Origin of the sequence: Terriglobus albidus (assembly GCF_025685425.1) — a bacterium.
Taxonomy (GTDB): Bacteria; Acidobacteriota; Terriglobia; order Terriglobales; family Acidobacteriaceae; genus Terriglobus; species Terriglobus albidus.
The window spans coordinates 94,844-118,747 of sequence record NZ_JAGTAS010000055.1 but is presented as its reverse complement, the minus strand read 5'-3'; the positions used below and the strand labels follow the sequence as shown (position 1 = coordinate 118,747).

At 55.4% G+C, this 23,904-nt stretch carries 18 protein-coding genes; 2 read left to right on the top strand and 16 right to left on the bottom strand.

Features of this window, described 5'->3' with window-relative positions:
- Positions 1-348: 348 nt before the first annotated feature.
- On the top strand, positions 349-705 hold the full coding sequence (locus OHL21_RS14320; RefSeq protein WP_263417964.1) for a serine O-acetyltransferase: 357 nt from the start codon (positions 349-351) through the stop codon (positions 703-705).
- Positions 702-1,985 carry a glycosyltransferase family 4 protein gene (locus tag OHL21_RS14315; RefSeq protein WP_263417963.1) on the top strand — a complete coding sequence of 428 codons (1,284 nt, stop codon included), beginning with the start codon at positions 702-704 and terminating at the stop codon, positions 1,983-1,985. The genes OHL21_RS14320 and OHL21_RS14315 overlap by 4 nt, the downstream gene beginning before the upstream one ends.
- Here OHL21_RS14315 and OHL21_RS14310 read toward each other — a convergent pair.
- The 16 genes from OHL21_RS14310 to OHL21_RS14235 all read right to left on the bottom strand — a co-directional run bounded on the left by OHL21_RS14310 (position 1,965) and on the right by OHL21_RS14235 (position 23,899).
- Entirely contained in the window at positions 1,965-3,536 is a 1,572-nt protein-coding gene (locus OHL21_RS14310; protein ID WP_263417962.1) for an IPT/TIG domain-containing protein, read from the bottom strand. The two genes, OHL21_RS14315 and OHL21_RS14310, sit on opposite strands and share 21 nt — an antisense overlap.
- Positions 3,520-4,452 carry a polysaccharide deacetylase family protein gene (locus OHL21_RS14305; RefSeq protein ID WP_263417961.1) on the bottom strand — a complete coding sequence of 311 codons (933 nt, stop codon included), beginning with the start codon at positions 4,450-4,452 and terminating at the stop codon, positions 3,520-3,522. The genes OHL21_RS14310 and OHL21_RS14305 overlap by 17 nt, the downstream gene beginning before the upstream one ends.
- A gap of 160 nt (positions 4,453-4,612) precedes the next feature.
- Positions 4,613-5,830 carry a glycosyltransferase family 2 protein gene (locus tag OHL21_RS14300; protein ID WP_263417960.1) on the bottom strand — a complete coding sequence of 406 codons (1,218 nt, stop codon included), beginning with the start codon at positions 5,828-5,830 and terminating at the stop codon, positions 4,613-4,615.
- Positions 5,796-6,995, bottom strand: coding sequence for a glycosyltransferase family 4 protein (locus tag OHL21_RS14295; protein WP_263417959.1), 1,200 nt, complete (start codon positions 6,993-6,995; stop codon positions 5,796-5,798). The genes OHL21_RS14300 and OHL21_RS14295 overlap by 35 nt, the downstream gene beginning before the upstream one ends.
- On the bottom strand, positions 6,992-8,398 hold the full coding sequence (locus tag OHL21_RS14290; protein WP_263417958.1) for an O-antigen ligase family protein: 1,407 nt from the start codon (positions 8,396-8,398) through the stop codon (positions 6,992-6,994). Before OHL21_RS14290 ends, OHL21_RS14295 begins: the two co-directional genes overlap by 4 nt.
- On the bottom strand, positions 8,395-9,942 hold the full coding sequence (locus OHL21_RS14285) for a lipopolysaccharide biosynthesis protein (RefSeq protein ID WP_263417957.1): 1,548 nt from the start codon (positions 9,940-9,942) through the stop codon (positions 8,395-8,397). Before OHL21_RS14285 ends, OHL21_RS14290 begins: the two co-directional genes overlap by 4 nt.
- Complete coding sequence (locus tag OHL21_RS14280; protein WP_263417956.1) at positions 9,939-11,849, bottom strand: DUF2079 domain-containing protein; 1,911 nt, start codon at positions 11,847-11,849, stop codon at positions 9,939-9,941. The genes OHL21_RS14285 and OHL21_RS14280 overlap by 4 nt, the downstream gene beginning before the upstream one ends.
- Before the next feature lie 20 nt (positions 11,850-11,869).
- On the bottom strand, positions 11,870-16,084 hold the full coding sequence (locus tag OHL21_RS14275; RefSeq protein WP_263417955.1) for a BACON domain-containing protein: 4,215 nt from the start codon (positions 16,082-16,084) through the stop codon (positions 11,870-11,872).
- Between the two features lie 47 nt (positions 16,085-16,131).
- Complete coding sequence (locus OHL21_RS14270; RefSeq protein WP_263417954.1) at positions 16,132-16,947, bottom strand: tyrosine-protein kinase family protein; 816 nt, start codon at positions 16,945-16,947, stop codon at positions 16,132-16,134.
- A 1-nt stretch (position 16,948) separates the two neighbouring features.
- Positions 16,949-18,421, bottom strand: coding sequence for a GumC family protein (locus tag OHL21_RS14265; RefSeq protein WP_263417953.1), 1,473 nt, complete (start codon positions 18,419-18,421; stop codon positions 16,949-16,951).
- Positions 18,411-19,517 (bottom strand): hypothetical protein, encoded by a 1,107-nt coding sequence (locus OHL21_RS14260; RefSeq protein ID WP_263417952.1) that lies wholly within the window; start codon positions 19,515-19,517, stop codon positions 18,411-18,413. Before OHL21_RS14260 ends, OHL21_RS14265 begins: the two co-directional genes overlap by 11 nt.
- Positions 19,518-19,690: 173 nt before the next feature.
- Positions 19,691-20,293, bottom strand: a complete 603-nt coding sequence (locus OHL21_RS14255; protein WP_263417951.1) for a polysaccharide biosynthesis/export family protein — start codon at positions 20,291-20,293, stop codon at positions 19,691-19,693.
- A gap of 120 nt (positions 20,294-20,413) precedes the next feature.
- Complete coding sequence (locus tag OHL21_RS14250; protein WP_263417950.1) at positions 20,414-21,778, bottom strand: glycosyltransferase family 4 protein; 1,365 nt, start codon at positions 21,776-21,778, stop codon at positions 20,414-20,416.
- Positions 21,747-22,919, bottom strand: a complete 1,173-nt coding sequence (locus tag OHL21_RS14245; RefSeq protein ID WP_263417949.1) for a glycosyltransferase — start codon at positions 22,917-22,919, stop codon at positions 21,747-21,749. The genes OHL21_RS14250 and OHL21_RS14245 overlap by 32 nt, the downstream gene beginning before the upstream one ends.
- A gap of 15 nt (positions 22,920-22,934) precedes the next feature.
- Positions 22,935-23,699, bottom strand: a complete 765-nt coding sequence (locus OHL21_RS14240; RefSeq protein ID WP_263417948.1) for a polysaccharide deacetylase family protein — start codon at positions 23,697-23,699, stop codon at positions 22,935-22,937.
- Positions 23,696-23,899 (bottom strand): hypothetical protein, encoded by a 204-nt coding sequence (locus OHL21_RS14235; RefSeq protein WP_263417947.1) that lies wholly within the window; start codon positions 23,897-23,899, stop codon positions 23,696-23,698. The genes OHL21_RS14240 and OHL21_RS14235 overlap by 4 nt, the downstream gene beginning before the upstream one ends.
- Between the last annotated feature and the right edge of the window lie 5 nt (positions 23,900-23,904).

The window sequence follows — 23,904 nt, the reverse complement described above, 5'->3', positions numbered from 1 at the left end:
TTTACCTTCTGATCTGGCTGCGGAAGATTTATTCCATGACTAGGAAAAAAATTCCCGCCCGGGCCTCAATGAATGGCCAGCGACGTGCTCCGAGACAGGCCAGGGAGGCCAGTCCGTTGCCTTGACGTGCTGGATGACGCATTGGTCACAGAGTTCAAAGAAGATTTGGGGCGCTATCGGGCCTATGGAGAGTCTTACCGGCGAATTCTCCTCAATCCTGCGGTCTGGTGTATTTTCTGGTACCGCCTGGGCCGCTGGGTCTATAGCCCGGATAGGAACCTGCTCGTTAGGGGCCTCGCCAAGCCTCTCCATTTGATTGGGGCCACGTGGATCGAGGCGGTTTTGCAGATGCGGATCAACGTGCGTGCCGAGATCGGTCCCGGTCTCTTGATTGCCCACTGTGGTGGAATCACCTTGCATCCGGAAGTCGTCATAGGACGGCATTGTGATATCGCGCACCACGTCACGCTGGGTACACGAGGTGCGGGCTCGCAGGGTGCTCCCAAACTTGGAAATAATGTTTACGTCGGTGCGAACGCAGTTCTGATTGGTCCGATACGGGTAGAAGACGGAGCCATGATTGCCGCGAATTCGCTGGTCAATCGTGATGTTCCCGCCGGAGCGACTGTCATGGGAGTGCCGGCTGTCGTCGTAAAACAAAGAACCGTGAAAGAGATCGCGCAGGCGCCAGAGGTCACCCTATGACCAAGTCAAAACACCCTCTGCTGCTCTTTGCTGCTCCATACTTTGCCCCGGCATATCACGGCGGCGTTGTTCAGATCTATCTCGGCCTATTAACACGGCTAAAACGGTACCGAGTTGTTGTTGTCGGCGATCGATCCAATGTGTCATTGGCGGAATTGCAGGCATGGGACGCGTTGGCAAAACAACGTTACGGTCTGGATGTGGAACGGATCGATGCATTTGAGTTCCACATAGGTGATCGAAAGAAGGGACCGATTGGCAGCCTCATACAGTTGGCTCGATTTCTGCGGCGGGGGCGACGGCAATGGCAGGAACTCTGCAGCAAATACTCACCCGACGCTGTTGTCTGTGGCGGAACATACTCTGCCGGATGGCTGATGAAGAATCTCCCTAAGCCCACGGCTCTGGTGAACTACATTCATGGCGAGGAGTTGACAATGGCGGTTAAGCCCCGTCTGCTCGCTCCCTTCATGCATTATTGGCAACGCCGCTGTATCAGGCGATCCGATATGAATCTCTCGGTGAGCAGCTATACAGCGCACCTGGTATCTCGAAAGACAGGAGCTCCCGTGGAGAAGTCAAAAATCCTTTCCAACTTTATCGACCTCAAGCGCTTTCATATCTCGGGAAAGCGTGAAGAGCTGCGAGCCGCTTACGGTTGGCAAGAGAAAACCGTTCTCCTGACGGTGGCAAGGCTGGAGAAGCGAAAGGGAATCGATCAGGTGCTTCGCGGGCTGGAAGTTTTGAGGCGGCAGGAAAAACTGTCTCCGTCATGGAGATACGTGATCGGAGGCAAGGGGCCCGAACACGACACTTTGGTTCAGCTCGTAAAAGAACTGGAACTTACGGAGTGTGTCGAATTTCTAGGCTTCGTTCCAGACGAGGATCTTCCGGGACTCTATGAGAGTGCAGATGTATTTGTGCAGCCCAACCGGGAGATCAATGGTGATACGGAGGGATTCGGAGTTGTCTTCCTGGAAGCGAACGCGTGCGGTTTGCCGGTAATTGGAGGTGAGGCCGGGGGCACTGCGGACGCGATTGCGCATGGTAGAACAGGATTCCGGGTGAACGGCGAATCGGTGTATGAGGTTGCCGCAGCGATCTCCATCCTTATGGAAAATGACGAGCTGCGCACGCGTCTGGGGCAGCAGGCGGTGGAATGGGCAGCTAACTTCGATGTGAACAAAGCGGTCCATCGGTTCGAGAACCTGATGGATGAGGCTTTGTTCAAACATAGTGCCGCGCCAAGAAGCCTTACGTCAGTAAGCGCCGATATCTAAGCGGCCTTTCTCCCGTGGCTGCCCCAACAGATTCCAGGTCAGGTCCAACGGCGTGCCCTTGCCAAGGGCGGGACTTCCAGAGGTTGGTGCAAAGTTGCCGTGTGCAGGATCACGCAGTAACGGATTAGCAATCGTGAAGCCTGCGTGAGTCGGTGAGGAGGCTACTCCATTGAGCCACCACACCAGGTTTGACTCTGCTCGTAGCGGCACTATCGTGCTATTTGGAGAGAACAGAGGAACCTTCGAATCGAGAACGATCAAGTTGTTTCGCAAATGAACGATCTGCCCTGGCGATCCCCGGGAAAAAGAGATAGCGCCGGAGTCTGTGTTGCGACGGCCGCCGCATCGGTACATCGTATTGTTATAGATTTCGACCACACCAGTGCCTGTCGCACCGTAGTTTGTGCCACCCTGAACGTAGATGCACGAATAGTTGGAACTCCCATCGGGCGGATCGGGGCCTTGACCGACGTTATAGAAAAGATTGTTATAAGCTTCCACCGTTCCGCGGGATGGATCGATGGTCGCGAAGTTTATGCCGTCGCATACAACGTCGTGAATGATGTTGTCGTGTACATGCAGATCGTACTGGTTACGGCCGGTGCCGCGGTCCGTTGGAGTGGAGTGGAACTGAATGGCCCGGCAACCACGAACATTGAAGATATTGTTCCATCCAATATCAATGTGATTGCTGTCAGTGCTGAAGTAGAGTGCATGGTAGACCTTAGTCGTACCGGGTTGTGCGACATCGTGAATGATATTTCCGAGGAAAGCGACATTCGATGCCTGGGAAAACTCAATACAGCCGGTAGGGCCGAATCCGTTCGGACAGGTAAAGTCATTACCGACAACTCTCCAGTCCGTCGAAGACGTTACATCCAGTGCTTCCTGATAGCCGATAAAGTGAATGCCTCCTATGACCCAATGATCGGAGGTCCGTGCCACATTAGGTGTGCGTGCTGCGATACGCGGTGTGTTGGCGGAGCCGATAGTGACTTTTGCGCCGGGATACGCCAGAAGCGCAATGGGTGCATCGCGGCGCCCGCTGGACATGATGTTCACCGTTGCTTCGTAGCGATCTAAGCCCGCATCGCTGAACCCATCCTGGACATACAGGATGTCGCCGGCCTTCAGCTTCCCGACAGCCGTGCTTAGCTTTTCCCGTGCCTTTGCCGTCAGGAAGAGAATTCGACCAGGGCGGACCGCAAATGGAATACCGTTTGAGACAGGCCCACTGCCGGTGTGCAGAACAATCTGCCCGGATTTTGCATTTCTTCCAAGCTGAAAAGAGATCTTACCGTCCGACCAGACTGGATAAGACGCAGCCGCTACGTCCCCTATCGTGATGTAGCTTGTGCCTCTCGACGTTCCAAAGCCGGAGCCATAGATCGTAACGAAGGCTCCTTGATCGCTCTGGCCTCCCACGGCTGGGCCGCTGAGCAGATCGCTGAAAAAGATCCTGGGAGCAGCCGTGCGCTCCTGGCTGTCAGCCGGCAAGGCGCGGATGAGCAATGCCAGCAGGATGAGCAGAGTTCTAGTGCCGGACCGCATGGCTTGGACGCCAGAAGAGAGTGTGTGCAAGGCTGTTTTCATTGAATGTCCCATCAGTTGAGAGCAGCGATCCATCCCAGATGTTGACCCGCGGGATGGAGAGCGATTCGCGTCTTCCTGGCCAAACGCCAGGCACCGTCGTGAATCCGTACCGATATCCAGCCTTTTGTGCCGCAGCCTGGACGGAGCTATCGACATCTCCATTGGGATATGAAATCCAGGCTGAAGTACCAACGCCCTGCCACACCTTTGTGTTTAGAGTGAGCCACGAGTTGCGGAGCTCCTCTGCCACCGCCTTGCCGCCAAGATGTGTCAGAAGTGAATGCGTGCACGTATGGGAAGCAAGCATGTGACCCTGCTTTGCAAGAGACCGCATTTCGTCCCATGTCATAAGCCGCTCATACGGATCGCTGATAATGCGATCAAGAGCCGGATCCAATCGGAAGAGCGCTTCGTCAACCCGCTCAAGAATCTCCATTGCGCTGAACTGCTTCAGCCATGACAAGACCCTCTCCTCGGCGCCCGACACAATCTCCCCGCGCGGCCGGTTGTTCTCGTGGACATGAAAACTCTCCAGGAAGCGCCTCCAGAGATCCCCACGATGCGCCTGCTGGGAGAGGCCGCGTAACCAGAGAACATGTTCCGGCCAGAAAGGATGAGAGCATCCTGCATAGGCCGTCACTACAAAGAAACATGCCTTGATATTGAAAGCAGCCAGGTATGGAGCGGCCACCTCATAGTTATCAGCCCATCCGTCATCGAAGGTCAGCAGGACCTGGGGACGCTCGCTACGCGCGCGCGTGTGTGGCAGATCAGCGGGGCCGATGATATCGGTCTCGGCACGAAGGTACTGCAGCAGCTTCCGAAACCCACTTTCGCGGAGCACCATGCCGCGAGGCGATCGGCATTGATGCATTTGGTGATCCGGAATGATCCGGTGCAGCATCAGCACAATGACGCCGTTCCTTCTCGCAATACTACTGCGTGCCGCCTGGAGCTGACCGCATGCATCAAGGGTTTGGATTCTGATCTGACGCAATACGGTTTTCAGGGGAGTGCCGTTGTTGCGCTTTCTCTCAATGTGCACGCGACACCTCACGTTCCGGTCTCCATGAGACGTAACGTTCACCCCGCGCAAACTGGACGATAGCTGTGAGTGCCGCGGCATTCACAATACAAAAGTAGAGAGGAAGCGCCAGGGGCCGGGCGAGCTTCTGAGCAGGAACGAAAGCTGTAAGCAGGGCTATGGCGTAGACGAATGCCTGAGTAACGAAGATGAACCGATAAAGAGGTACGTGAATCAGAAGAGAGGAAAACAAAAGGGCGCCGAGGAGGAATACGGGGACACTGTATCGGAGCAACTTATGGGAATACAGCTGCAGGGCGATCCACGGGTATCTCCAGGGAGAGAGAAGCGCACCTACGCTACTGATCCCATGCAGTGCCCTGGTAATGACGCGCACCCTCATTGAGAACTCCTTGCGGCAGGTATTTGCGGTAGACTCACGCGCTACAGCACGAGGTTCCAGCTTGACCTTCGCGCCTTGCAGCAGGACATGCATTGGCTCTACGAGGTCACTGATGATGTGCGGTTGAAGCGGTGTGTACAACGATCGACGAACCGCGTAGATGCAGCCGCAGCAACCTGTGATACTGGCGATCTCCGATTGCATCTGACGGATGCGATTGTCATAACCGGCAAAAGCTTTCGCCCCGGAATTGGACGATAACGCCTTCTCCGGATCGAAATAGTAGTAACGGCCTGAGACGGCGCCGACAGATGGATCGGCAAAGTTTCCGGCGATGTACTGAAGCGCGTCCGCCTGGTACTCCGTCGTTGCGTCCGAGAAGACGATGATGTCACCGGTTGCATATTGCACTGCGACATTTTGTGCGTTTGTCTTTCCCCGCTGCTGTGGAATGGCGACCAGACCGACTCCCCGGTCTGAAAATGAACGGACAATTTGAACGGTTTCGTCTGTGCTGCCGTCAGACGCGACAATGATCTGCAACCGGTCATGGGGATAGTTGAGCGCAAGACAGTCGGTAAGCTTTTTTCCGATGTTTTTTGCTTCGTTGTGCGCGCAGATGAGTATTGTGATGCTTGGCGTCGTCGACGGTTCTGACGGACGCGACCGGCGAAGTTTTGTCAGTACCCAGAGCAGGAGCGGATAGCCGGCATAGGTATATGCGATAACCGCGACACATGCCCAGAACGCCACAACGGCATAACGATCGAATTGGGGGCCGAAGCCCGCTTTAGGCAGATAGAAGAGCATCGTAGACCTCAACATGCCGTTGAACCATCGTCTCGATTGAGAATTGCTTCTCTACAAGAGCCCTTGCTGTACTCGTGAGGCGATCTCCCCGGGGAGGGAATGACAGGAGAGACAGAACAGTGGCAGCCGCGGTGAGATGGTCCTCACAGGGAACAAGATAGCCGGTGACACCATCTGTCACTACCTCTGACGTTCCGCCAACGTCCGTGGCTATCACCGGGACTCTTGCAGCCATTGCCTCGATCACGACATTCGGGAACCCTTCCGTACGAGACAGCAAAGTAAAGATGTCAGAGCACATTAAAAGAGATGGGACATCGGAAACACGTCCGAGGAAGAAGACATTCGAGGACAGACCCAGCTCCTGAACCCGACTCTGAAGCACCTGATAGTGCTCCATGTCAGTCTTATCCCCAGCGATCACAAAGGCGATCTCGGGATGTTGGATGTGGACGATGGCGGCGGTTTCCAGGAAAACGTCGAGTCCCTTCCATGGGTTGATGTTGGCTATCGTTGTGACTACTGGCACGCCCAGGGGGATGCCGAAGGCTTTGCGCGCCCGGTCCCTATCAATATGGTGGTTATAGGTAGCCAGATAAACACCGTTGTAAATGACCTCCATCTTTTGCGGCACGATGGCGTCCTGCTGCTGATGCCACCCTGCGACTCGTTTTGAGACGGCGAACACTCGGCTGTAGAGCGGAGTGCAGAGCCTGTAGAGCAGCATATGTTTTCGAGTTCTCAGAAGCCCCATATCACGGCGGCTGGAGCAGATCTTTCGTACTCCAGATAACCGGCAGACCACGGCGCCAAACAGATCGGAGCTTTCAAAGTAGGTCTGTGCAATGGCAATGTTTCTCTCGCGAATGATCTGCCTTATCTTCCGCGCAACACCGATAGCTTGCCAGGAAAGGCAGGAGCGAATTGGAAGCACAATCACCTCAGTGTCATAGGTATAGGCCTCCGGGCTGGGATTCTCACGAAAGGTGATGACCGATACCGTATACCCCATCTTCTTCAGGCGATTTGCCAGCTCAAACATCATCCGTTCTGCCCCACCCATTTCCGTTAATTGATCGATCAGGAAAAGGATGGAGCGGTTGGAAGTGCTTCCATGAACCTTTCTGGGGGAAGAGGTCATCTTCCGCATTGTGAGCGCGTTGTTTATAAGAGAAGTCATGATATTGCCTTTTCATAGGACAGCGAGGCAGCGGGGATCGCCCACGGAGCTTTGGCAATAGAGGTTGTTTGTGGACGTTGCAGCTGCTTACGGCTTTCAGCGGCCAGGGATGATCCGCAGATCACACACCCAAGGAGGATCCATAGGTTCGAGTCCACCTGGATAAACATCCATCGATCCCCGAAGAGGTTCACGATGGTGGCAGCTACGATCATGGCGGCATAACCTAAACCAATAAGTGATAGCAGCGAATCTCGTGCTCTTGTAAAGAGCCGCATCCCTTCACGCAAGAGCAGCAGGAGTTGCAGAATAAAGAGGCAGAGGCCGATAAGGCCGGTCTCCACAAGCATCTTCAGATAGAAATTGTGGGTATCTTTATAGGACCCAACCCGGCTGAGTTCGGCATATGTGAGAAAACCTGTGCCAAACACCGGATTCTGACGAAACAGATCCATGGCATCGCTCCACAGCATAACCCGCTCTTGAGCAGACGCATCCAACTCGGCGGCCATGCCTGCGTCGGGACGCGAATAGGTCATGGTGATACGCTCGCGGACGGCCACGGGCAGGATAGCTTGCCATCCGAGCGCCAGCAGCAGGATCGGGATGAAGAGCGCGCGTACCCTGACAACCGCAAGAAAACACAGAATGACCGCGAGAGCCAGGTAGGCTTCGCGCGAATAGGAGAACAGGAGGCACACAGTATTTGCCCCGGCAACCGCGAGGGCAAATAGCCTGAGCCGCGGATTCTTCCTTACGACAATCAGCGGAAGGACGAAGGCGGTTGCTTCCACCAGATAGGAGGCGAGACCGTTCTCACCGGCATAGCCGAGAGGACCTGCATCTCGTGTTTCCTCAGAGTAGTGTGCGAAGTCCCTGCCAAAAGACGCTTTAAGGTAGCTATAGTCAACAGCCACCGAGGTGAGGCCACACAGAACGACAATCGTGACGATCTGCCGTTTGGTCCGAATGGTACGGACAACCGCGAAGGCCAGAAGCGGCATAACGATGAAGTTTTTGTAATCGACGAGACGATGGTCCGAAAACCAGATGGGGAGCTCTCCGCCAAGGTAAAACGCTCCTCGCCATAAAGACAGAAAGTAGAAGAATGCCAGACCTGCGAGAAAAATCGCGATACGGGGACGATAGGCAAGTTTGGACTTCGGCCGTATCACGGTGCCAATTAGTACACAAAGGAGCAGGATGTCGACGATCTTGGAGCCGAGCGGAAACGCATGCAGGTGATACCGCGTCGTCTGCAGGGGCAGCAGAACCGAAAGGATGTAGATCCCGATCTCTGACCGCCACGCAAGGGTAAGGAGTGCGCCAATTACAACGGACGCATAGAGCGCGATACTGCGTACTCCAATCGTTGCCGATGGATCGAGGTCAGCGAGAATCATTGGGATACTCCTTGGCCTGCGTTGGACGTCTCACACTCCTCGATGATTGCGGCTTCGGTGGTATGTCCGCGAAAGACAAGTCTGGACACTACCCGCCTCCATGCGGTAAGCACCAGTGTCCTGAAGCTGGACGAGATGGCAAGCATGCATATCAGGAAGACGACGGTGTAGCTGGTGAGCCGCGCCAGAAGTGTGATAACAGGCAGATGGAACGTAGTAAGAGATGGAAGTGGATACGCAAGAACCACTGCCGCGACGCCGCTCATGATGAGTGGAGCATTCGGCGTAAGCGGCAGGCTATTTCTATTGATAAGGATGAGGCTGGCGACCATGACGCTGTACCCGAGAAGAGTGGCGAACGCTGCTCCCATAAGGCCAAACCGGGGGACCAGGTACAAGTTCAACGCGATATTGATTACTGCTGCCGAAGCTGCAATGGCTGCAAGCAGTGTCGTTCGTTTTTCGAGAATCAGACCCACATTGAAGAAGATGTGCAGCGCGTAGATCATCAATGACGGAATAAGGATTGACAGTAACCGGTCAGCTCCGGCAAAGCGGGCCGATGCGAGGAGTGTCAGCATCTCCCGCGAGCAGAGAGCGCATGCTCCGACAATAAAGAGAGCCGCGAGGATGAACCATGAGACCGCGGTGGAAAGGAACTGTTCAGTAGCTGCTTTGCCTTCTTCATTCCATATCCGCATATAGATCGGGAAGATGGCGAGATTCAGGGGTGTCATCACCGTGTCCTGAAGATATCCAGAGACTCCATAGGCTGCCGAATAAAGCCCCAGTTGGTGATCCCCAAGGTAGCGTTGCACGATGATGCGGTCGCCTGAATCCAGCACCAGGCTGGAAAGCTCATAGACGATGAGGGGGGCGCCAAAGAGGAGCGAGTCGCGGATCAGTGTCCAATCCATTGCTGAAAAATGGAATAATCCACGTCTCAAAAAGCTGATGAGTTGCGCTGCAACGATGATGAATTCGCTTGCCAGAACACCGAGCAGCACAGGAAAGGCATGGTGAAGGCCGACAAATGCAAGAATCACGAAGGCCGCGAGGGTGCTGGTTTTGGTCGTGATCTCCACGATCGTATGAAGGCGGCTCTTGCCTTCGTTCCGGAGAAAGCTGAGCAGGATTGCCTGTAAGGTCCGAAAGAAAACGACCGCCGGTGCAACCATGAGGCACTGATACAGGAGCGGATCTCCATGAAAGACAGGCGTAAAGAGCAGAAATGCGTAGTACAGCAGCGAGACCAGAACCACAATGCAGGCTGGGCAGATAAGCAGAGTTGTGTAAAGACGCCTCTGCTCCAGCACGGAGGATGCGCCGGCCTTAAAAAAACGTGCCGCAGAATATTGAAGTCCACACTTCGAAAGGACAACCAGCACCAGAACGATTCGCAGAGTAAGAGACAGAACACCGTATTCACTGACCGAGAGCAATCGCGTCAGCAGAGGGAAGGTGATAAGCCCTAACAGGATGAGCGATCCCCGGCCCATCAGGTAGTTGGCCATGTCCCGGAAGAGTGTCGACCGCGCGTTCATCGTGGTGCCTCCACTGGGAAGCATCCTTTTCCATGGGCAGCGGGGTTCTGTAGGACGGTAAACCGCGGAGTTTTGTAGATCAGGCGGAAAGCGGGATCTTTCGGGGCATTCTCCAGAAGTGCTGTATATGCCGTTCGGTACTCCTGGGAGGTATTGATGTGCGACCAGTCGGTGTCGAGGATCAGGTATTCGTAAACCGGATGGTGATATTGCGAGAGCCGGTGAGTCTGATAGAGGCAATCGCGATTTGCCAGAGACGGCAACAGATAGCGAGGGGCTGCGACGGAAGCTCTATCAGGAATAAGGCGGGCCACCTGGTGGGCTTCCTGCGTCCAGGGTTTGGAGCGTAGCTCGCTGGCCTGATCTTCTCCTGTTACAAAGATCAGACTCGCGACACAAAGCGCGAGGCAGATTGCTGGGGCAACTGCGTCGCTTTTGATCCACAATCTTGAGATTCCTTTGAGGGTCCCGCGTGTACGCGTACCGGCAAGCAGGGCGCTGGCGAAAAGCAACACCGCCGGAATCACCGAATATTGAGCATAGATGACGGTGGTGATGCACTTTCCTGCTCCGGCAGCGAGGTTGATTCCGATGAAGGGCAGAGAAGAAAGCACGAGCACATTGCCGAGTGAAAGGACGAGCGCGGTGGGCGTCAGTAGCTCCTTCAGGTACACAATGTTGCCGCGGGTTATCAACGTGGTTTGTGGGCTGCTGCAAACGTGGCTCAGCATCTGTTTCGGGGTCGCGCCCAGGTGGCTGAAGCATGCATCCGTTACAAACGATGAGCCGTGCAGCGCGTGAGGAAGCACGATGAAATACGAGAAGTAGGCCCAGGCGATCCCGGCGACGAACGGAGTGCTGATCCAGCGAATGGACTTTCGCTGGATCAGCGCAATGATCGAGAGAACGAGCGCAAAGATTGCTAGGTCCTCTCTTACGGCCAGGGTAAAGGCCAGTGCGACACAGAACGGTAGAAAGCGAGACTGCTGGAAAAAGTAAATCGTAAAAAGCAAGGGAAGTGCGACAAAGCTCAGTGGATAAAAGTCAAACGTCGACTGATAAAAGATGGTTGGCACCAGGAAAAAAGCAAGTGACCAAAGCCGGGAGGTGCTTTCACTGCAGTATGTCCGAGCTATCTTGTAAATCGGATAACAGCAGGCAAGCATGGCAGCGTTGCGTAGGACAAGCAACGTTATAGGACTGGGAAAAAGCCCATAGAAGGGCACGAAGAGAAACATAACGGGCGAGTTGTGCCCAGCAAAATCCGTGGTTACCGGATAGGAGTACAGCAGATCCTGCAGCAGAGAACCCCAGAAGAGATGGCCGTGCAAGGTCGTATACATGATCTGCGCGAAATAGGCGAGATCCTGCCCGACATATCCGAAGACATAGAACTTGCGAATGGCGAGTCCCGTCAGCGCAATGGAGAGCATGGCAAGCATTGCGATTGGCCAATAAGTCTTTCGCTCTGCCCAATCTCGGATGCCTTCGGCCTCGCGGCGACAGAAATGATAAAGCGCGAGCCAAAGCATGGTCAGTGTGAGAAGTAGCAGAGAAGAACGAAGAACCGGTGGGCGTACTCGAGCCGTATATTCAGGAAGAAAGAGGAACAGGAACGCGAACGCCATGGAGCACTTTGCCAGTTCGCGATGAAGTGTACGTGAGCCACTTCCATCCAGCATCGCAACCAGCAACGAAGTGACTGAGAAAAATGCGAAGGCTAATACACCCGTGATGACAGCCCAAATGATTCCCCGCGGTCCCACCGGGCGAAAAAATGCCAGCCAACTCCAGATGGCGATGGCGGAGGAGCCCAGAGCGATGGGCAGCCGGATTGCCCATCGCTCTGCGATGCCTCTCCCATGATCCTGCTCATTTCGTGCTGAAACAGGCATAAGCGTCGCCATAAGCCCCTCGCCCTTTCCTCCTACTGCTGAACGCTGATGTTTGCGAAGCTGACTGGCTGCGATGAAACATCCAGGGCGATGGCGCCAGAGGTGAGTGTGCTGTCAGACGCCGAAATGATAAGGCTGTTGTCGCGGTACACCATGATCTGGTTGCCCGCGAACTGGAGACGGAGGGTATGACGCGCTGTATCCATAACGATCGGGGGCGATTGTGCAAGCAGCGTCAATCCGGCAGAGTCGATTGCCCACGCCGTAGTACGGAACAATTTGATGACGTTATCCCCCGGATATTGCCAGACCGCATAGGACGCACCGGTCGACAAATTGACGCGGCCGCGTATACCACCTGGGTAGTTGGAGAGATTTGCCAGAGTGACATCGGCGGAGAAGACGTAATCGGTCCAGGTGGAACTCCCCGCATATTGCTGCGTGTGGCCGCCTCCGTTGTAATTGAAAGAATTGTTCGATACTGTCCAGTTTGAGGCAAGACCAAGGGGAGAAGCGGTCCATTGTGACGATCCGGAAGTGAAGTTATCGCTGAAAAGCTTCGTTCCGAGGTGGAGCGAGACCGGCAGTGTGACTGAGTTGGTTGCGTTGCTCGAACTGAGTGTAACGTTCGCCATTGTGGTTCCCGCAGGCAGTGCAGCGCTGGATGCTGTCAGTGTCAACGTGCCTGGAGCGCCCGAAGAGGCCGGCGATGGCGTCAGCCATGAGCTGTTGCTGGTTGCGGTCCACGGCATGGCGCCTGTCCCCTTGTTCTGTACGGACACAGTTGCCGGTGATGGAGAGGTGCCGGTAGGACTAAAGAGATACAGGCTTGAAGGCGTGACGCTGATGACGGCCGTTTGTTGTGAGCTAACGCTGAAGGTCACCGGAATCTGAATCGGCGATCCGGCAGATGGAGTCAGCGTAAGTGTGGCTGAATAGCTTCCGGCAGCTAAGCTCGCTGCACTCGCAGTAACTGCAATGGATGCAGGGGTAGAGTTTCCCTGGGTTGGCGAGGCGGTAAGCCACGCCGCATTGGAAGAGGCTGTCCAGGAGACGCTGTTCGGAGACGAGGTAAGTGTTACCGTCTGAGCGGCCGCCGTAGCACCGGGTGAGGCGCTGAAGGTTAAGGATGTAGGCGAGGCGCTTGCCGTCGTTTGTGGAGCAACTGCATTCGTGATGGTGACATTGCTATACGTAACAACCTGGTTCGACGGATCCAGGGCTATGAGGCCAGAGGTATAAGTTGAGTCTGTGGATGAGAAGAGCTTCGTTCCGTCGTAATAGACCGATATCGTGCTGCCGAGGAACGATAGCTTGTATGTGTGGGGATTGGTGTCAAAGGCAAGCTGGTTGTAGCTTCCGATCAAGGTGTATCCGCCGTCGATGCTCCAGTTGACCACTCTGTAGAGATTGACCGTGTGATCCGACGGGTAGAACCAGAGAGCATAGCCGGATCCATTGGCTGTGTTCACACGGCCCCTGATGCCGCCAGGGTAATTGGAGGCCGGCAGCGTCATCGTTACGGAGAGGTCGTAGTCCGTCCATCCGGCGTTGCCGGCGTAGAGCGGAGCTTCACCTCCGCCGTTATAGCGAAGAGCGCTGCCGGTTGAGGACCATCCGGAAAGGCCGCCGAGGGGCGAGATCGTCCAGCCGCTGAGGCTCGACGTGGATATCACGGTGGACGGTGTGAGCACCTGGAATGTAACAGGAACAGATACGGACTGCACAGGATTCGTTGAGCTGACCGTAACGGTTCCACTGTAGGTTCCAGGCGATAGTGAGCCTGCAACCACAGAGACATTCAGTGTGCCGGGCGTTCCGCCGGTGGTCGGAGAGACGCTAAGCCAGGAAGCATTGCTCGATGCGGTCCAGGTGACATTGGTACCGCTTGGATTCGTGATGGAGAGTTGTTGCGTTGTAGCTGTTGTCGTGCCGCTATTTTGGCTGAAGGACAACGAGGTCGGACTGACGACCAATGACGGATTGCTCGGTGAAACCGTAAGTGAGACCGCGACTGTTTTTGGACTTCCCGCTGCAGTGGCCGATGTGAAGGTGATCGTGCCACTGTAGGAACCGGCAGCCAGGGTGGAGCTATTGACGGATACCGTCACGGTATTACTGCCCGCCGTGCCGCTTGCGGGGCTGACGCTAAGCCAGGAAGCATTGTCCGTAGCCGTCCAGCTATAGGAACCGGAACCGATGTTCGCGATCGTGACTGTCTGCGATGCTGGTGATGATCCCGAAGGAGTCGTAAAGCTGAGCGTGGTCGGCGTGACCTGCATGGTAGCAGCCTGTGTGTTGGCGAAGCTGTAGGTACCACCGTTGCTGAAACCAGGAATAGCGAGGAGCTGTCCCTCATCGTCCCCGTAGAAGATGTAAGCTTTGGTCGGAATGAGGTGGCCATCGGCGTCGGTTGCGGAGCCAGTGAAGTTCAGTGTGATGGCCGAAGAGGTGACCGTGCCACTGGTAAGCAGCGAGTGGTTACGGGCGCGGAGGTAGTCACCCATGCCGTCCATATATTGATGAATGCCTTTGTTCGTGCTGAACCATTGAGAGAGCTGCTGGATAAATGTCTGGCGATTAGACGTTGTCGTATATTGAAGATTGTTACCGTCGTGGGTATAGATTTCGACCGGCATCATGCCCGACCAGAATCGCCACATGTAGTACTCCCATTGGTTGAGGCTCTGGGCGACGGTATAACCATTCTGTGAGCTGGGCCAGACGGCGTCTGGGCGCGAGAACCGGCCGCCCGACTGTCCAACCTGGGACGCGAAGGCAAAGAAGGTCTGCGCAGGCTTTCCAGCAACGCTGTGTACTGTCATATCGTCTGCATAGAAGAAGGGAAATGTTTCTTCATAATCCCCTGAATAGACCGGCGGTTGTTCGTAGATGCGGAACGGTCCATAAGGAATTCTCTGGGCTGTTGTCTTCGGAAAATTGAAGTAGTAAGTACCAGGATTTTGCGGTGTTGTGATGTAGCGAGTTCCGAAACTGTTCCACATCTCGTATCCGGCATTGTCAGTGATATCCCAGTAGTGCCCTACTACCGAACGGCCAAAAGCGGGAAATGTATCCGTTCCGCCCTGCCCAAGTTGCCATTGCAGCGTCGAAGCTACATTCGATTGCCACTGGGCATCCGTGTTCGCAATGCTGAGATTCCAGTAAAGATCTCCGCCCGAACCATAGTTCAGGCCATGCGGACTTGCATGCAGAAAGCCGGAGTTGACGGCGCTGATCAACTGGGCGCGCTCGCCGCCGGCGGTAGCCAACGAAGAGAGCTGCATGTTCAGTTGAGGCAGCCATGGACCTCCCGTGCCATCGGAGGCGATGTTGCCGGTAAGAGTCGTGTTCCACATATCTGGAATGCGAGACATAACGCCAACTTCGTTGTCGTCCATCTGAATCGCCGCAAGGCGCGGATATCCACGAAGCACGAAGGGCTTGCGAGCTGCCCATACCAGGCTGCGCCAGAACAGATCGTCAACACCTTCGACAAATCCGAAGCGATCGGCGTGGAGGTAGTCATAAGTAGTGAAATCGACGATGCGTCCCATGCCATAAGTACTGGCTAGAATCAGAGGGTCGGTTCCAAGCTTAGCCACAACGGTGCCGGTCGCGCCGGTGAGAATCGTCGCATTGGAAGCAATCGTCGTTGAGCCGTTGCCGTGGTAGTTGTATGTGATGTCGCCGGCTGGGTCACCGAGCCAGTGACGCTGGAGTGCCGCAATATAGTGCGGCGTTGATCCACCCACCTGGACTGCCGCGGGAACAGTAATGCTTGTCTGCGCGGCGCCTAACGTTGCGCCGGTAGCATGAAACATCGTCATTATGTGATTCTGCGTGCCGATCGCCTGATCGCTGTCGAGATTCACAAATCCTGTACCATTTGCGACCGCGGTCAGAATTGCATTCTGCCACGCAGCACTCGGATTCAAACCGCTATGGCCCGCAATAATCAATTGCGATGCTGTTAGATCTGTAGCCGGCGTCTGGCTGATATCAACAACCTTGTATGGAACCTGCAAATGAACGAGATATCTCTCGGGGCCCATTTGATAGGATCCTGGGCTTGTGCTGCTGGTGTTATAGCCGGATGGAACAGATGAATTCACCAGCACCACCACCGTAAGATCCTGGCTTTGCGCCACCGCATGGGATACCAACAGCACAGCTAAAACAAAGACCAGTGCACAGAGAACGAGCAGGCGAAGATGACGAGAGATCGAGATAGTTAAGGTGTTCATGGGGGTTCCCTTATCTGTTGGTCACGTTCGATAGCCTTGCTACAGAGTCAACGATCTCCATAGCCGCGATATCCATAGCCGTAATGGCCGGACATTGACACGTTGTTATAAATCACAAAATTGAGCCGGTCGCCGAGGTGTTCCACGGTGCGTTCCAGCATCGTCCGTGATGTCCCGCGCTCGCGAACAACAAGGAGCACAAGGTCGGCGCCGGGCAGTATCTCTTCAATATCGGATACAGCCAAAACAGGTGGTCCATCGATGATGACCCACGAAAATGTCTGGCGCGCCCAGCACTGCAGGTCTTGCAGCGCCTTGGACCGTAGCAGCTTGACTGGCTTCGATGTCGGCTTATTCAGGCCTAAATAGAACAATGGAACATCGCTGAGCCTGCGTACTGCGGATAGGGCAGTTGTCTCGCCCGTAAGAACATCAACCAGGCTGGATGGCGGTGGTGTTGGAATGTGGCGGCTTTGGCTCGGCCGGCGCAGATCGAGCTCAAGCAACAGAGTGTTGTTTCCGGCCTCGGCCAGGGCCCACGCAAGGTTGAAGGCATTCAGGCTTTTGCCATCCGCAGCGCCTGGACTGGTAATCAATACCGACCCTCCTGAAGGACGAACATTGGAAAGACGGTGTTGCATCAATCGGAACTGCTCCGCGGCAGCCCCGTTAGGATCGGCCTCGAATACGGAGACCTCGCGCGCCTCGCCGTTGGCATCTATACGCTTGATCTCATCAAGCCCGGATGCGGCATTGAGGATCGCTTCTTTTTGCCGCGTGGAGGCATGATCAGAGTCCGCTTTTTGATGGCGTAAGTTACGGCTGCGGAGATCAGCTTCGGGTCGAAGAGAGAGAGAGATCACCTTATTGGCCCCCTAATAAATAGCGTTGCGGAGCGAGTGCGCGCCGCATGCCGCGTGTTTGTTCCATGTTCGGCGTGATGCCTAGAAGTGGAATGCCAGGAAGGCAGTCCCGTAACTCGAGTTCCGACTTTACCGTGCTATCCATCATTTCGGAGACAAATGCTGCGCCCATGCCGGCGATCAAGGCCAGAAAGAAGGCTCCGATAAGAAGGGGCATACGTTTCGGTCCGACAGCTGCATCAGGAACCCGGGCGTAGTCCAGCATGGTGAAACTGCCACCCTGTTGCTGATGTTCCAACTGTGCCGCCATCTGCGCGGAGTAGTTCTTCTCAAGCAGCGAGCGGTAGTGGTCTCGCGCCGTATCATAGTCGCGTAGGAGTTGTGCGATTTCCTGTTCGCGAACGGGTACAGAATCGACCTTCGCCTGATACCGGTTGATCTCCATCTGGATATTCCGTTGCTCGTTCACAAGGCGGACACGGTCGCGACGGATCAGTTGCAATTGTGGATTGGAGGTCGATTGCGAATCAGAGGCAATCGCCGTTGCATCCACATCAGGAGTTGCGGCGATCCTCTCGCTAAGAGCCTGTATTTCGGCCTGTTTCTTCACTACATCGGGAAAGCTGTCGGTATAGTGCTTTCGCAGCTCGGCGAGGTCTGCCTGGGCAACCTGTCTCTCGCTGATAAGTCTTTGCCGTGCGCTGAGTGTTATGCCCTGCGAGTGCGATGTTGTCTCGGGGGCAATCGCGGCGGCAAGAAGAGCTTCATGGTCGAGACGGCTCTGCGCGTCGGCGTTCGATTGAAGTTCCACTTGAAGGCGGGAGAGCGTCTGCATGTTTGCTTGCAACTGATCCGGTAGTTCACCAAGATGTTTCATCTTGTACACACGGAGCTGTTCTTCCAGGCTGTCGAGTTGGCTTTTCGTCGTGCGTAGCTCATTGGCGAGGAATGCGGTAGTCCCCTGAGCTTCCTGCTCACGGTCATGCAGGTTCCACGTGATGAACGAATCCGCGAGTTTATTGGCAACCGCAGCGACCTCTTGGGCGGACTCTCCGGTATAGCTCAACGTAAAGGCGCTCAAACCATCGGAGTTGTGTTTCAACTCAATACCAATGTTTTTCCGCATGCGGTCAATGAGTTCCTCTCGGCTGACCTTCCCGCGTAACTGGGGAAAGAGTCCGAATTCCTCCAGAATCGTCTCGAGCCTGGAAGAACTGAGAATCTGCTGGCTCAAAGTATTCAGGCGCTCGTTTGCGCCCATCGAAACGGCGCTGCTGACGTACTTGTCCGAGACCCGCTGAGGGTTCACCAGGATCTGAGTTTGTGCCCGGTAAACATTCGGCATGCGTTCGATATAAACAGCCGATCCCACAAAGACGACTACGAGGACGGTGAGAATCAGTCGCAAGTGGTATTTCAGCGCACCGAACAACATCGGAATGCGGACGGAAATCGGGGTATGCTCATCTGACACGGGGACCTCCATGCTGTTTCAACCAGGTGAAGGTCACAAAAAAGACCGTTCTGGTCAAATCGATTGACGAACCGGTACGTTGAAAATGGCGTGCGGTAAATGACCATTCCGCCCATTCCGAAAGAGGACGTCGGTACTCAGCCGACACAAAATAGCCATTGATGTCGGCGCTTGTATCCGTCAAAGCTCCACCATGGTAGCTGCTATAACCACCGCTCAATGTCGCAGTAAATCGTCTGGGATTGCCCATCTGCGCTCCGCCATACACAGAGGTCTCCCAAAGGGATCCTGCGACGCTGCCATTGCCGCGTTTACGGCTAGTACCGATGTAGGCTCGGTTTCCTCGAGCGCTCTGCGCGGAAACGATGAACTCGTATTGATAGTTGCCGGTGCATTGTGCGGAACCGAAAACCGGACCGCCCGAACCATCGATCCGTATCGCCGTGGTCATCTGGTAGGTGGAGAGGCCATCGAGCGCTGCGGTTACGCAGGTGCCTGCGCCGAAGTTCTGTTGTACGGCATCGCCTCGGACCCCAACAAGCAGGCGGGGACTCCAGAATTCCCGATAAGCTGCATTTATTTCGTATTGTCGGGTGGAGGGGGCAGCGCCAAGGAAATTATGAAAGCCTGCACTCGCTCCGAAGGATATTGCGCTTACTTCAGAAGTAGTGTGATCGACAAGAAACGTTACGTATTGCCGTAGCGTGCTGCCGGTGATGAGCCCCGTCTGTACACCGCTGTTGTCGATCGGCGAATTTACGGAAGCAAGACTGACGCTGCTTCCGGCGCGTGCTGCATCCGCGCCATATGCATTTGCCGCGTTCAGACCCCATGCGGTACGGCGGCTGGACATACCTGTGAGGTTAACGGTTGTCCAGTGGTATTGTTGCCGTTCGATATTGCTTGAGGGGAACTCAACCAGGGTGGCGTCGTGCGTAAAAGAGCGGGAGTAGCGGCGTCCCACCGAACCGATGCCGATGTGGCCCTGGATTCCGAGGGTGTTGGACTTCAGGTCGGGAGTGTTGTTTACGGCGGTGTCCCGGCCGTACGACAGCGACGCTGCGAGGTCAAAATAGGATCGTTCTTCGCGGGGCATCGCCGCATCTACCCAGGTCGGACGTATTTCCTGTTGCGTGGAGGTTTGGCTATTGTCTTCCTGTGCGTCTTGCTGGGACTGAGAAGACGTTTGCTTATGTGCAGTTTGAGCAACTATGCCGACCGCGGGAGTAAGGCAGATAAGACAGAGCAAGGAAACAGTGCTAAATACTTTCACGGGATCACCACTGTGTCGCCAGGATTGAGCTGCAAATTACGGTTCGGATCGGACCCTTGAAGGAGAGACTTGTAATTCATCCAGATGCCGCCGGCGGGCCCGCCTGCGCGGAGTACATGAATCTTTTTCTTGGAAGCGAATTCAGTGAGACCGCCGGCCTGTGCGATCAGCTGAAGCACGGTGATCGGCGTATTCAATGGGTAGGCGCCGGGACGTGCAATCTCCCCGGTGATGTAGACCATTCTGCTGTGTATCTCGGCCACTGTAACCGTCACACGCGGTTCCACCACCATCGTTTGGAGGCGGGCTTGGATCAGGTCTTCCAACTGGGACGGCTCTTTGCCAACGACATAAACTTCGCCGAGCAATGGGAGTGAGATCTTGCCATCGGGGCGGACAACGACTATTTGGCTCAGGTCTTTTTCCTTCCAGACCTGGATGTTGAGGACGTCCCCGCTTCCAATTGTGTACTGTGGCGTGGCGACGGCAGCGGGAGTGTGAGGGTCGGCTTTCGGCACGCTGGGAGCGTTGGTCTTGCCTGCATCTGCCACTCGCTGTTGTCCATAGCAGATTCCGGTGCAGAGAAGAGCCGCAGACACGGCTCGTAAGCACCAAATGGTATGAGACCTGGGCTTCATAATGGCCATCCTTCCGATGCTTGAAAGAGAGCAATCAAAAAGCCAAATCCCCCCTCCTTTTGAGGGCGTTTCTGGCAGATATCAGGCTTTGCGGAAGGATGCCTTCGGAAATGTGTGCAGGGTCTTGCATACTTTCGGCTGCGCAGCTTTAGTGGCAATTGTCGCCCGATACACGCCAATCGTTTGGCGCGCGATCTGATCCCAACCGACGTACCTGCGATGGTTGTTCGCTGCTCCCAAAAGGAGGCCGAGATAGATGTTTTTGCTTGACTCGGATCGCGGCTGCTGGTGTAACTTTGCGATGCCGCCGATCGCTTCTTCAAGTGCGGAGGAAAGCGCTGCAACGTTGCCGGGAGGCACCAGCAGTGCGTTCTCGCCTGGTTCCAGATACTCCCGGAATGGAGGTAGATCGGAGGCGATAATTGGCTTCCGATAGCACAGGCCGGTCAGCAAAGCGCCGCTGGTCGTTATCGAACGATAGGGATACACCAGCAGGTCGGCCGCGTGGTAGTAGGAAGGCAGCCGGTTTGTGGGGATGTAGTGAATGTCTGCTCGGACAGAATCCGGAAGCGCGGTGGCTGCTGCCTGAACCGCGGCCTCAACTTCCGATGAGCCCGTTCCTGCGATCACCAGCAGGGGCATAGCCGCCGATCGATTTCTCCACCGAGGCGCAGTGAGCCTCCATGCCTGGAGCAGAAGGTCTAACCCTTTATAGGTCGCCATCACTCCCTGCCAGAGAACAATTGGACGATCTTGAGGAAGTTTCAGTGCTGCACGGGCATCGCTGGGATTGATATGTTCCCGGGATTCGAAGAGGGGCCCATGCGGTATGACGGAAATGAAGTTGGAAGGTATGTCGAATCGAGCCTCCAGAGTATCTGCGATATCCCGCGAGTGACAGATCAGGTGATCCACACTGCGATAGAGGCGCCCGAATATGTTTTCCCGGCGATTCCCGGTGTCGTGCGGAAGCAGATTATGAACGGTGTGTACGACCGGGATACCGCATCTCCTGGCGGCCGCGAGTAACTCAAAGTCACTCCCGATATTGTGATTTAACAGAGGAAGCTGCTGCAGGTGGAGGATATCGGGGCGCTTTGAGGGAGTACTCTCCAGTGTTCTCGCGAGTGCAATGGAGTTCGAGATGGCGGCGGCGCAGCGCAAGACACGCCGTAGTGAGGATGGCCAGCCATTTGCCAGATCGTCAAAGTGAAAAGGGCCAGGGTCAGGAGAGAGACTCACCTGGGCGAAATACTCAGGTTCGCGAGAGACGCTGGCGCTGAGCAAACGAAGGGAGACATTTGCCGACGCGAGTGCACGGGCGAGAGCGGCTGTATACCAAGGGGTAAAGCATAGCGGATCGCTCAGCCAAACGCGCAAGGATGAACCGTCCGGCTGTGTGCCTTCCATCGCCTTATGCGATATTGCGATCGGTACCACGCTCATAATATGCGCCTGCTTTCCCCGAAGGACTCACTCGCATCAGCAGATGACGCTTTGCCATTGCTTCCTTGTACGTCGAGAGATAGCCGGCAAGCATGACCGAGACGTCGAAACACGCAGTTGCCTTTTCTGCCGCACGAGCCGCCAGTGCCTGCTGCTGTTCCTGTGAAGAAAGTAGCTTCAGAATGGCGGCTGCTAACATGTCCGGATTACCAGGAGGTACGAGCAGCCCTGCCTTACCGCCTTCCAGCAGACGAGGAATTTCGCCGACCGCGGAGGCGATGATGGGTTTTTCAGAGGCCATTGCTTCCAGTACTGCCAGAGGCATCGCTTCGATTCTCGAAGGTTGTATGACAAGTGTGCAATGCGACAAAAAGCGGGCGGTGTCGTCGCAGAACCCAGGTAAGTGAAGAGCGTGAGACACGCAGAGCTCGGCCGCCAGTGCAAGCAGGCGCTCCCTTTCGGGACCTTCTCCCGCGACGACGCACTGCAGTTCAGGATAGGTTGCCAATAGTTTGGGAAGAGCCCAGACCAGGACGTCGACACCCTTTTCCTTCGAAAGCCTCGAAAGGCAACCCAGGATTATATGCCGAGGCTTGTCGGAGTTTTGTGCTGCGGTTTTGTATGCGGCGACCTCAATGCCATTAGGGATCTGCCGTATGCGCCGGCCGGGCACGCCGGCACGTCGAAGATTCGACAGGACGCCTTGCGATACGGCTACCACGCGATCAAAGTGGCGGAGGAGAAATTGATCGAGCGCCGCGTATTGTCGAAGGGACGCGGTACGGTTTGTCCAGTTGTGACAGGTTGCAACAAGCGCGCAGCCGGCGAGGCGGGCAGCGACCAGCCCGTAGATATTCGCCTTATAGCCATGGGTGTGCAGCACTTCGATATCGTTCTTGCGCAGCCATCTGGCCAGACGCACGATGGTTCTAAGATCCCACCGGCCTTTGCAGGCGAGATCGAGCACCTGCAGGTTCTGACGTTCAGCCTCCTGGACAAACCGCGAACAGGATGAGCTCGAGCCATTGAATACACCGATATAGACCTCGGCTTCGGAGCGTTGAAGTGCCGCCGACAGGAGGCAGATCATCCTTTCGGTACCGTAGAAGCCGGAGCTTGAGACAAGTTGCAGGACCCTCATACACCACACTCCTCACTAGCCTGGCATCGCCCGAAACAGGGAAGACCAGATATGCTGATAGCCCCTGTCTCCGATCATGCGCTTAGCAAGTTGACGGAACAGATACATACCGCGAAGCCGGCTGACAGCGAAAAGATCGCCTTCAAGGTAGGCGGCAATCGTGCGGAGTGAGGTCTTACGGCGTACCGCAAATCTTCCAATGACAGCGGGAAGCTGCATGTTGTTCTCGACTGTAGCGGCGCGGTACATGCCGGGCTCCGAGGTATAGACCTCTTCGTATCCCGCTACAGCGCAGGCGCGAATCACGGCTTCATTCCAACGCCCACCAGGCATTGAAATTGATGTGACAGCCCGGCCGATCTTGTCTTCCAGAATCAGCCTGGAATGGCGAACCTCCTGCTCCAGCTGGGAGGGGGTGCACACTGATAGAAAAACGTGAGTAGCTCCGTGCGAGCCGATCCGATGTCCTTGTTCGGCGATCGACCGCACGTCATTCCAATTGATATATCCGTCTTTCGATCCCATCCATGCCGTAGGGATGAAGAAGTGTCCCTGCACGCCGAGCTCATTCAGAATGGGAACCGCCCATCGCATGTGAGACACATGGCCGTCGTCAAACGTAATACGAACCGATCGTTTGATCTGTTCTGCTTCATGGGTGGCCGCCCACATGTGGCTCATGAATATATCGGGAGAGATGCAATAGACATCCGCCGAGTGCTGGTCGTCGATCTCGTGATAGGCCAGGACGTGCGGAACAATGGTTGACGAAAGTTTCATACGGAGCCGTCTTCTGTGCCTTGATGGAGCATCTGTGTCTTTGTCGGCACAGGAGGCTGGCTGTGTTTGGCACGTTGGATTACCTCAGAGATGAGGAACAGGCATCCGGAGATCAGAAGAAGCGAGATCACCGGACGGCCAAGCAATAGATGATTGATAGCTTGGAGGATGGCCTGGATAGGGAGGATGGGGATGTGCATAGTGG

What these genes read in the sequence shown, in the direction of transcription:
- OHL21_RS14275 (WP_263417955.1), bottom strand. Translation starts at nt 16,084, where the DNA reads ATGAACACCTTAACTATCTCGATCTCTCGTCATCTTCGCCTGCTCGTT.
- OHL21_RS14305 (WP_263417961.1), bottom strand. Translation starts at nt 4,452, where the DNA reads ATGCATCAATGCCGATCGCCTCGCGGCATGGTGCTCCGCGAAAGTGGG.
- OHL21_RS14290 (WP_263417958.1), bottom strand. Translation starts at nt 8,398, where the DNA reads ATGATTCTCGCTGACCTCGATCCATCGGCAACGATTGGAGTACGCAGT.
- OHL21_RS14295 (WP_263417959.1), bottom strand. Translation starts at nt 6,995, where the DNA reads ATGACTTCTCTTATAAACAACGCGCTCACAATGCGGAAGATGACCTCT.
- OHL21_RS14250 (WP_263417950.1), bottom strand. Translation starts at nt 21,778, where the DNA reads ATGAGCGTGGTACCGATCGCAATATCGCATAAGGCGATGGAAGGCACA.
- OHL21_RS14285 (WP_263417957.1), bottom strand. Translation starts at nt 9,942, where the DNA reads ATGAACGCGCGGTCGACACTCTTCCGGGACATGGCCAACTACCTGATG.
- OHL21_RS14320 (WP_263417964.1), top strand. Translation starts at nt 349, where the DNA reads ATGCGGATCAACGTGCGTGCCGAGATCGGTCCCGGTCTCTTGATTGCC.
- OHL21_RS14260 (WP_263417952.1), bottom strand. Translation starts at nt 19,517, where the DNA reads ATGCCCCGCGAAGAACGATCCTATTTTGACCTCGCAGCGTCGCTGTCG.
- OHL21_RS14235 (WP_263417947.1), bottom strand. Translation starts at nt 23,899, where the DNA reads ATGCACATCCCCATCCTCCCTATCCAGGCCATCCTCCAAGCTATCAAT.
- OHL21_RS14245 (WP_263417949.1), bottom strand. Translation starts at nt 22,919, where the DNA reads ATGAGGGTCCTGCAACTTGTCTCAAGCTCCGGCTTCTACGGTACCGAA.
- OHL21_RS14280 (WP_263417956.1), bottom strand. Translation starts at nt 11,849, where the DNA reads ATGGCGACGCTTATGCCTGTTTCAGCACGAAATGAGCAGGATCATGGG.
- OHL21_RS14240 (WP_263417948.1), bottom strand. Translation starts at nt 23,699, where the DNA reads ATGAAACTTTCGTCAACCATTGTTCCGCACGTCCTGGCCTATCACGAG.
- OHL21_RS14300 (WP_263417960.1), bottom strand. Translation starts at nt 5,830, where the DNA reads ATGTTGAGGTCTACGATGCTCTTCTATCTGCCTAAAGCGGGCTTCGGC.
- OHL21_RS14310 (WP_263417962.1), bottom strand. Translation starts at nt 3,536, where the DNA reads ATGCGGTCCGGCACTAGAACTCTGCTCATCCTGCTGGCATTGCTCATC.
- OHL21_RS14315 (WP_263417963.1), top strand. Translation starts at nt 702, where the DNA reads ATGACCAAGTCAAAACACCCTCTGCTGCTCTTTGCTGCTCCATACTTT.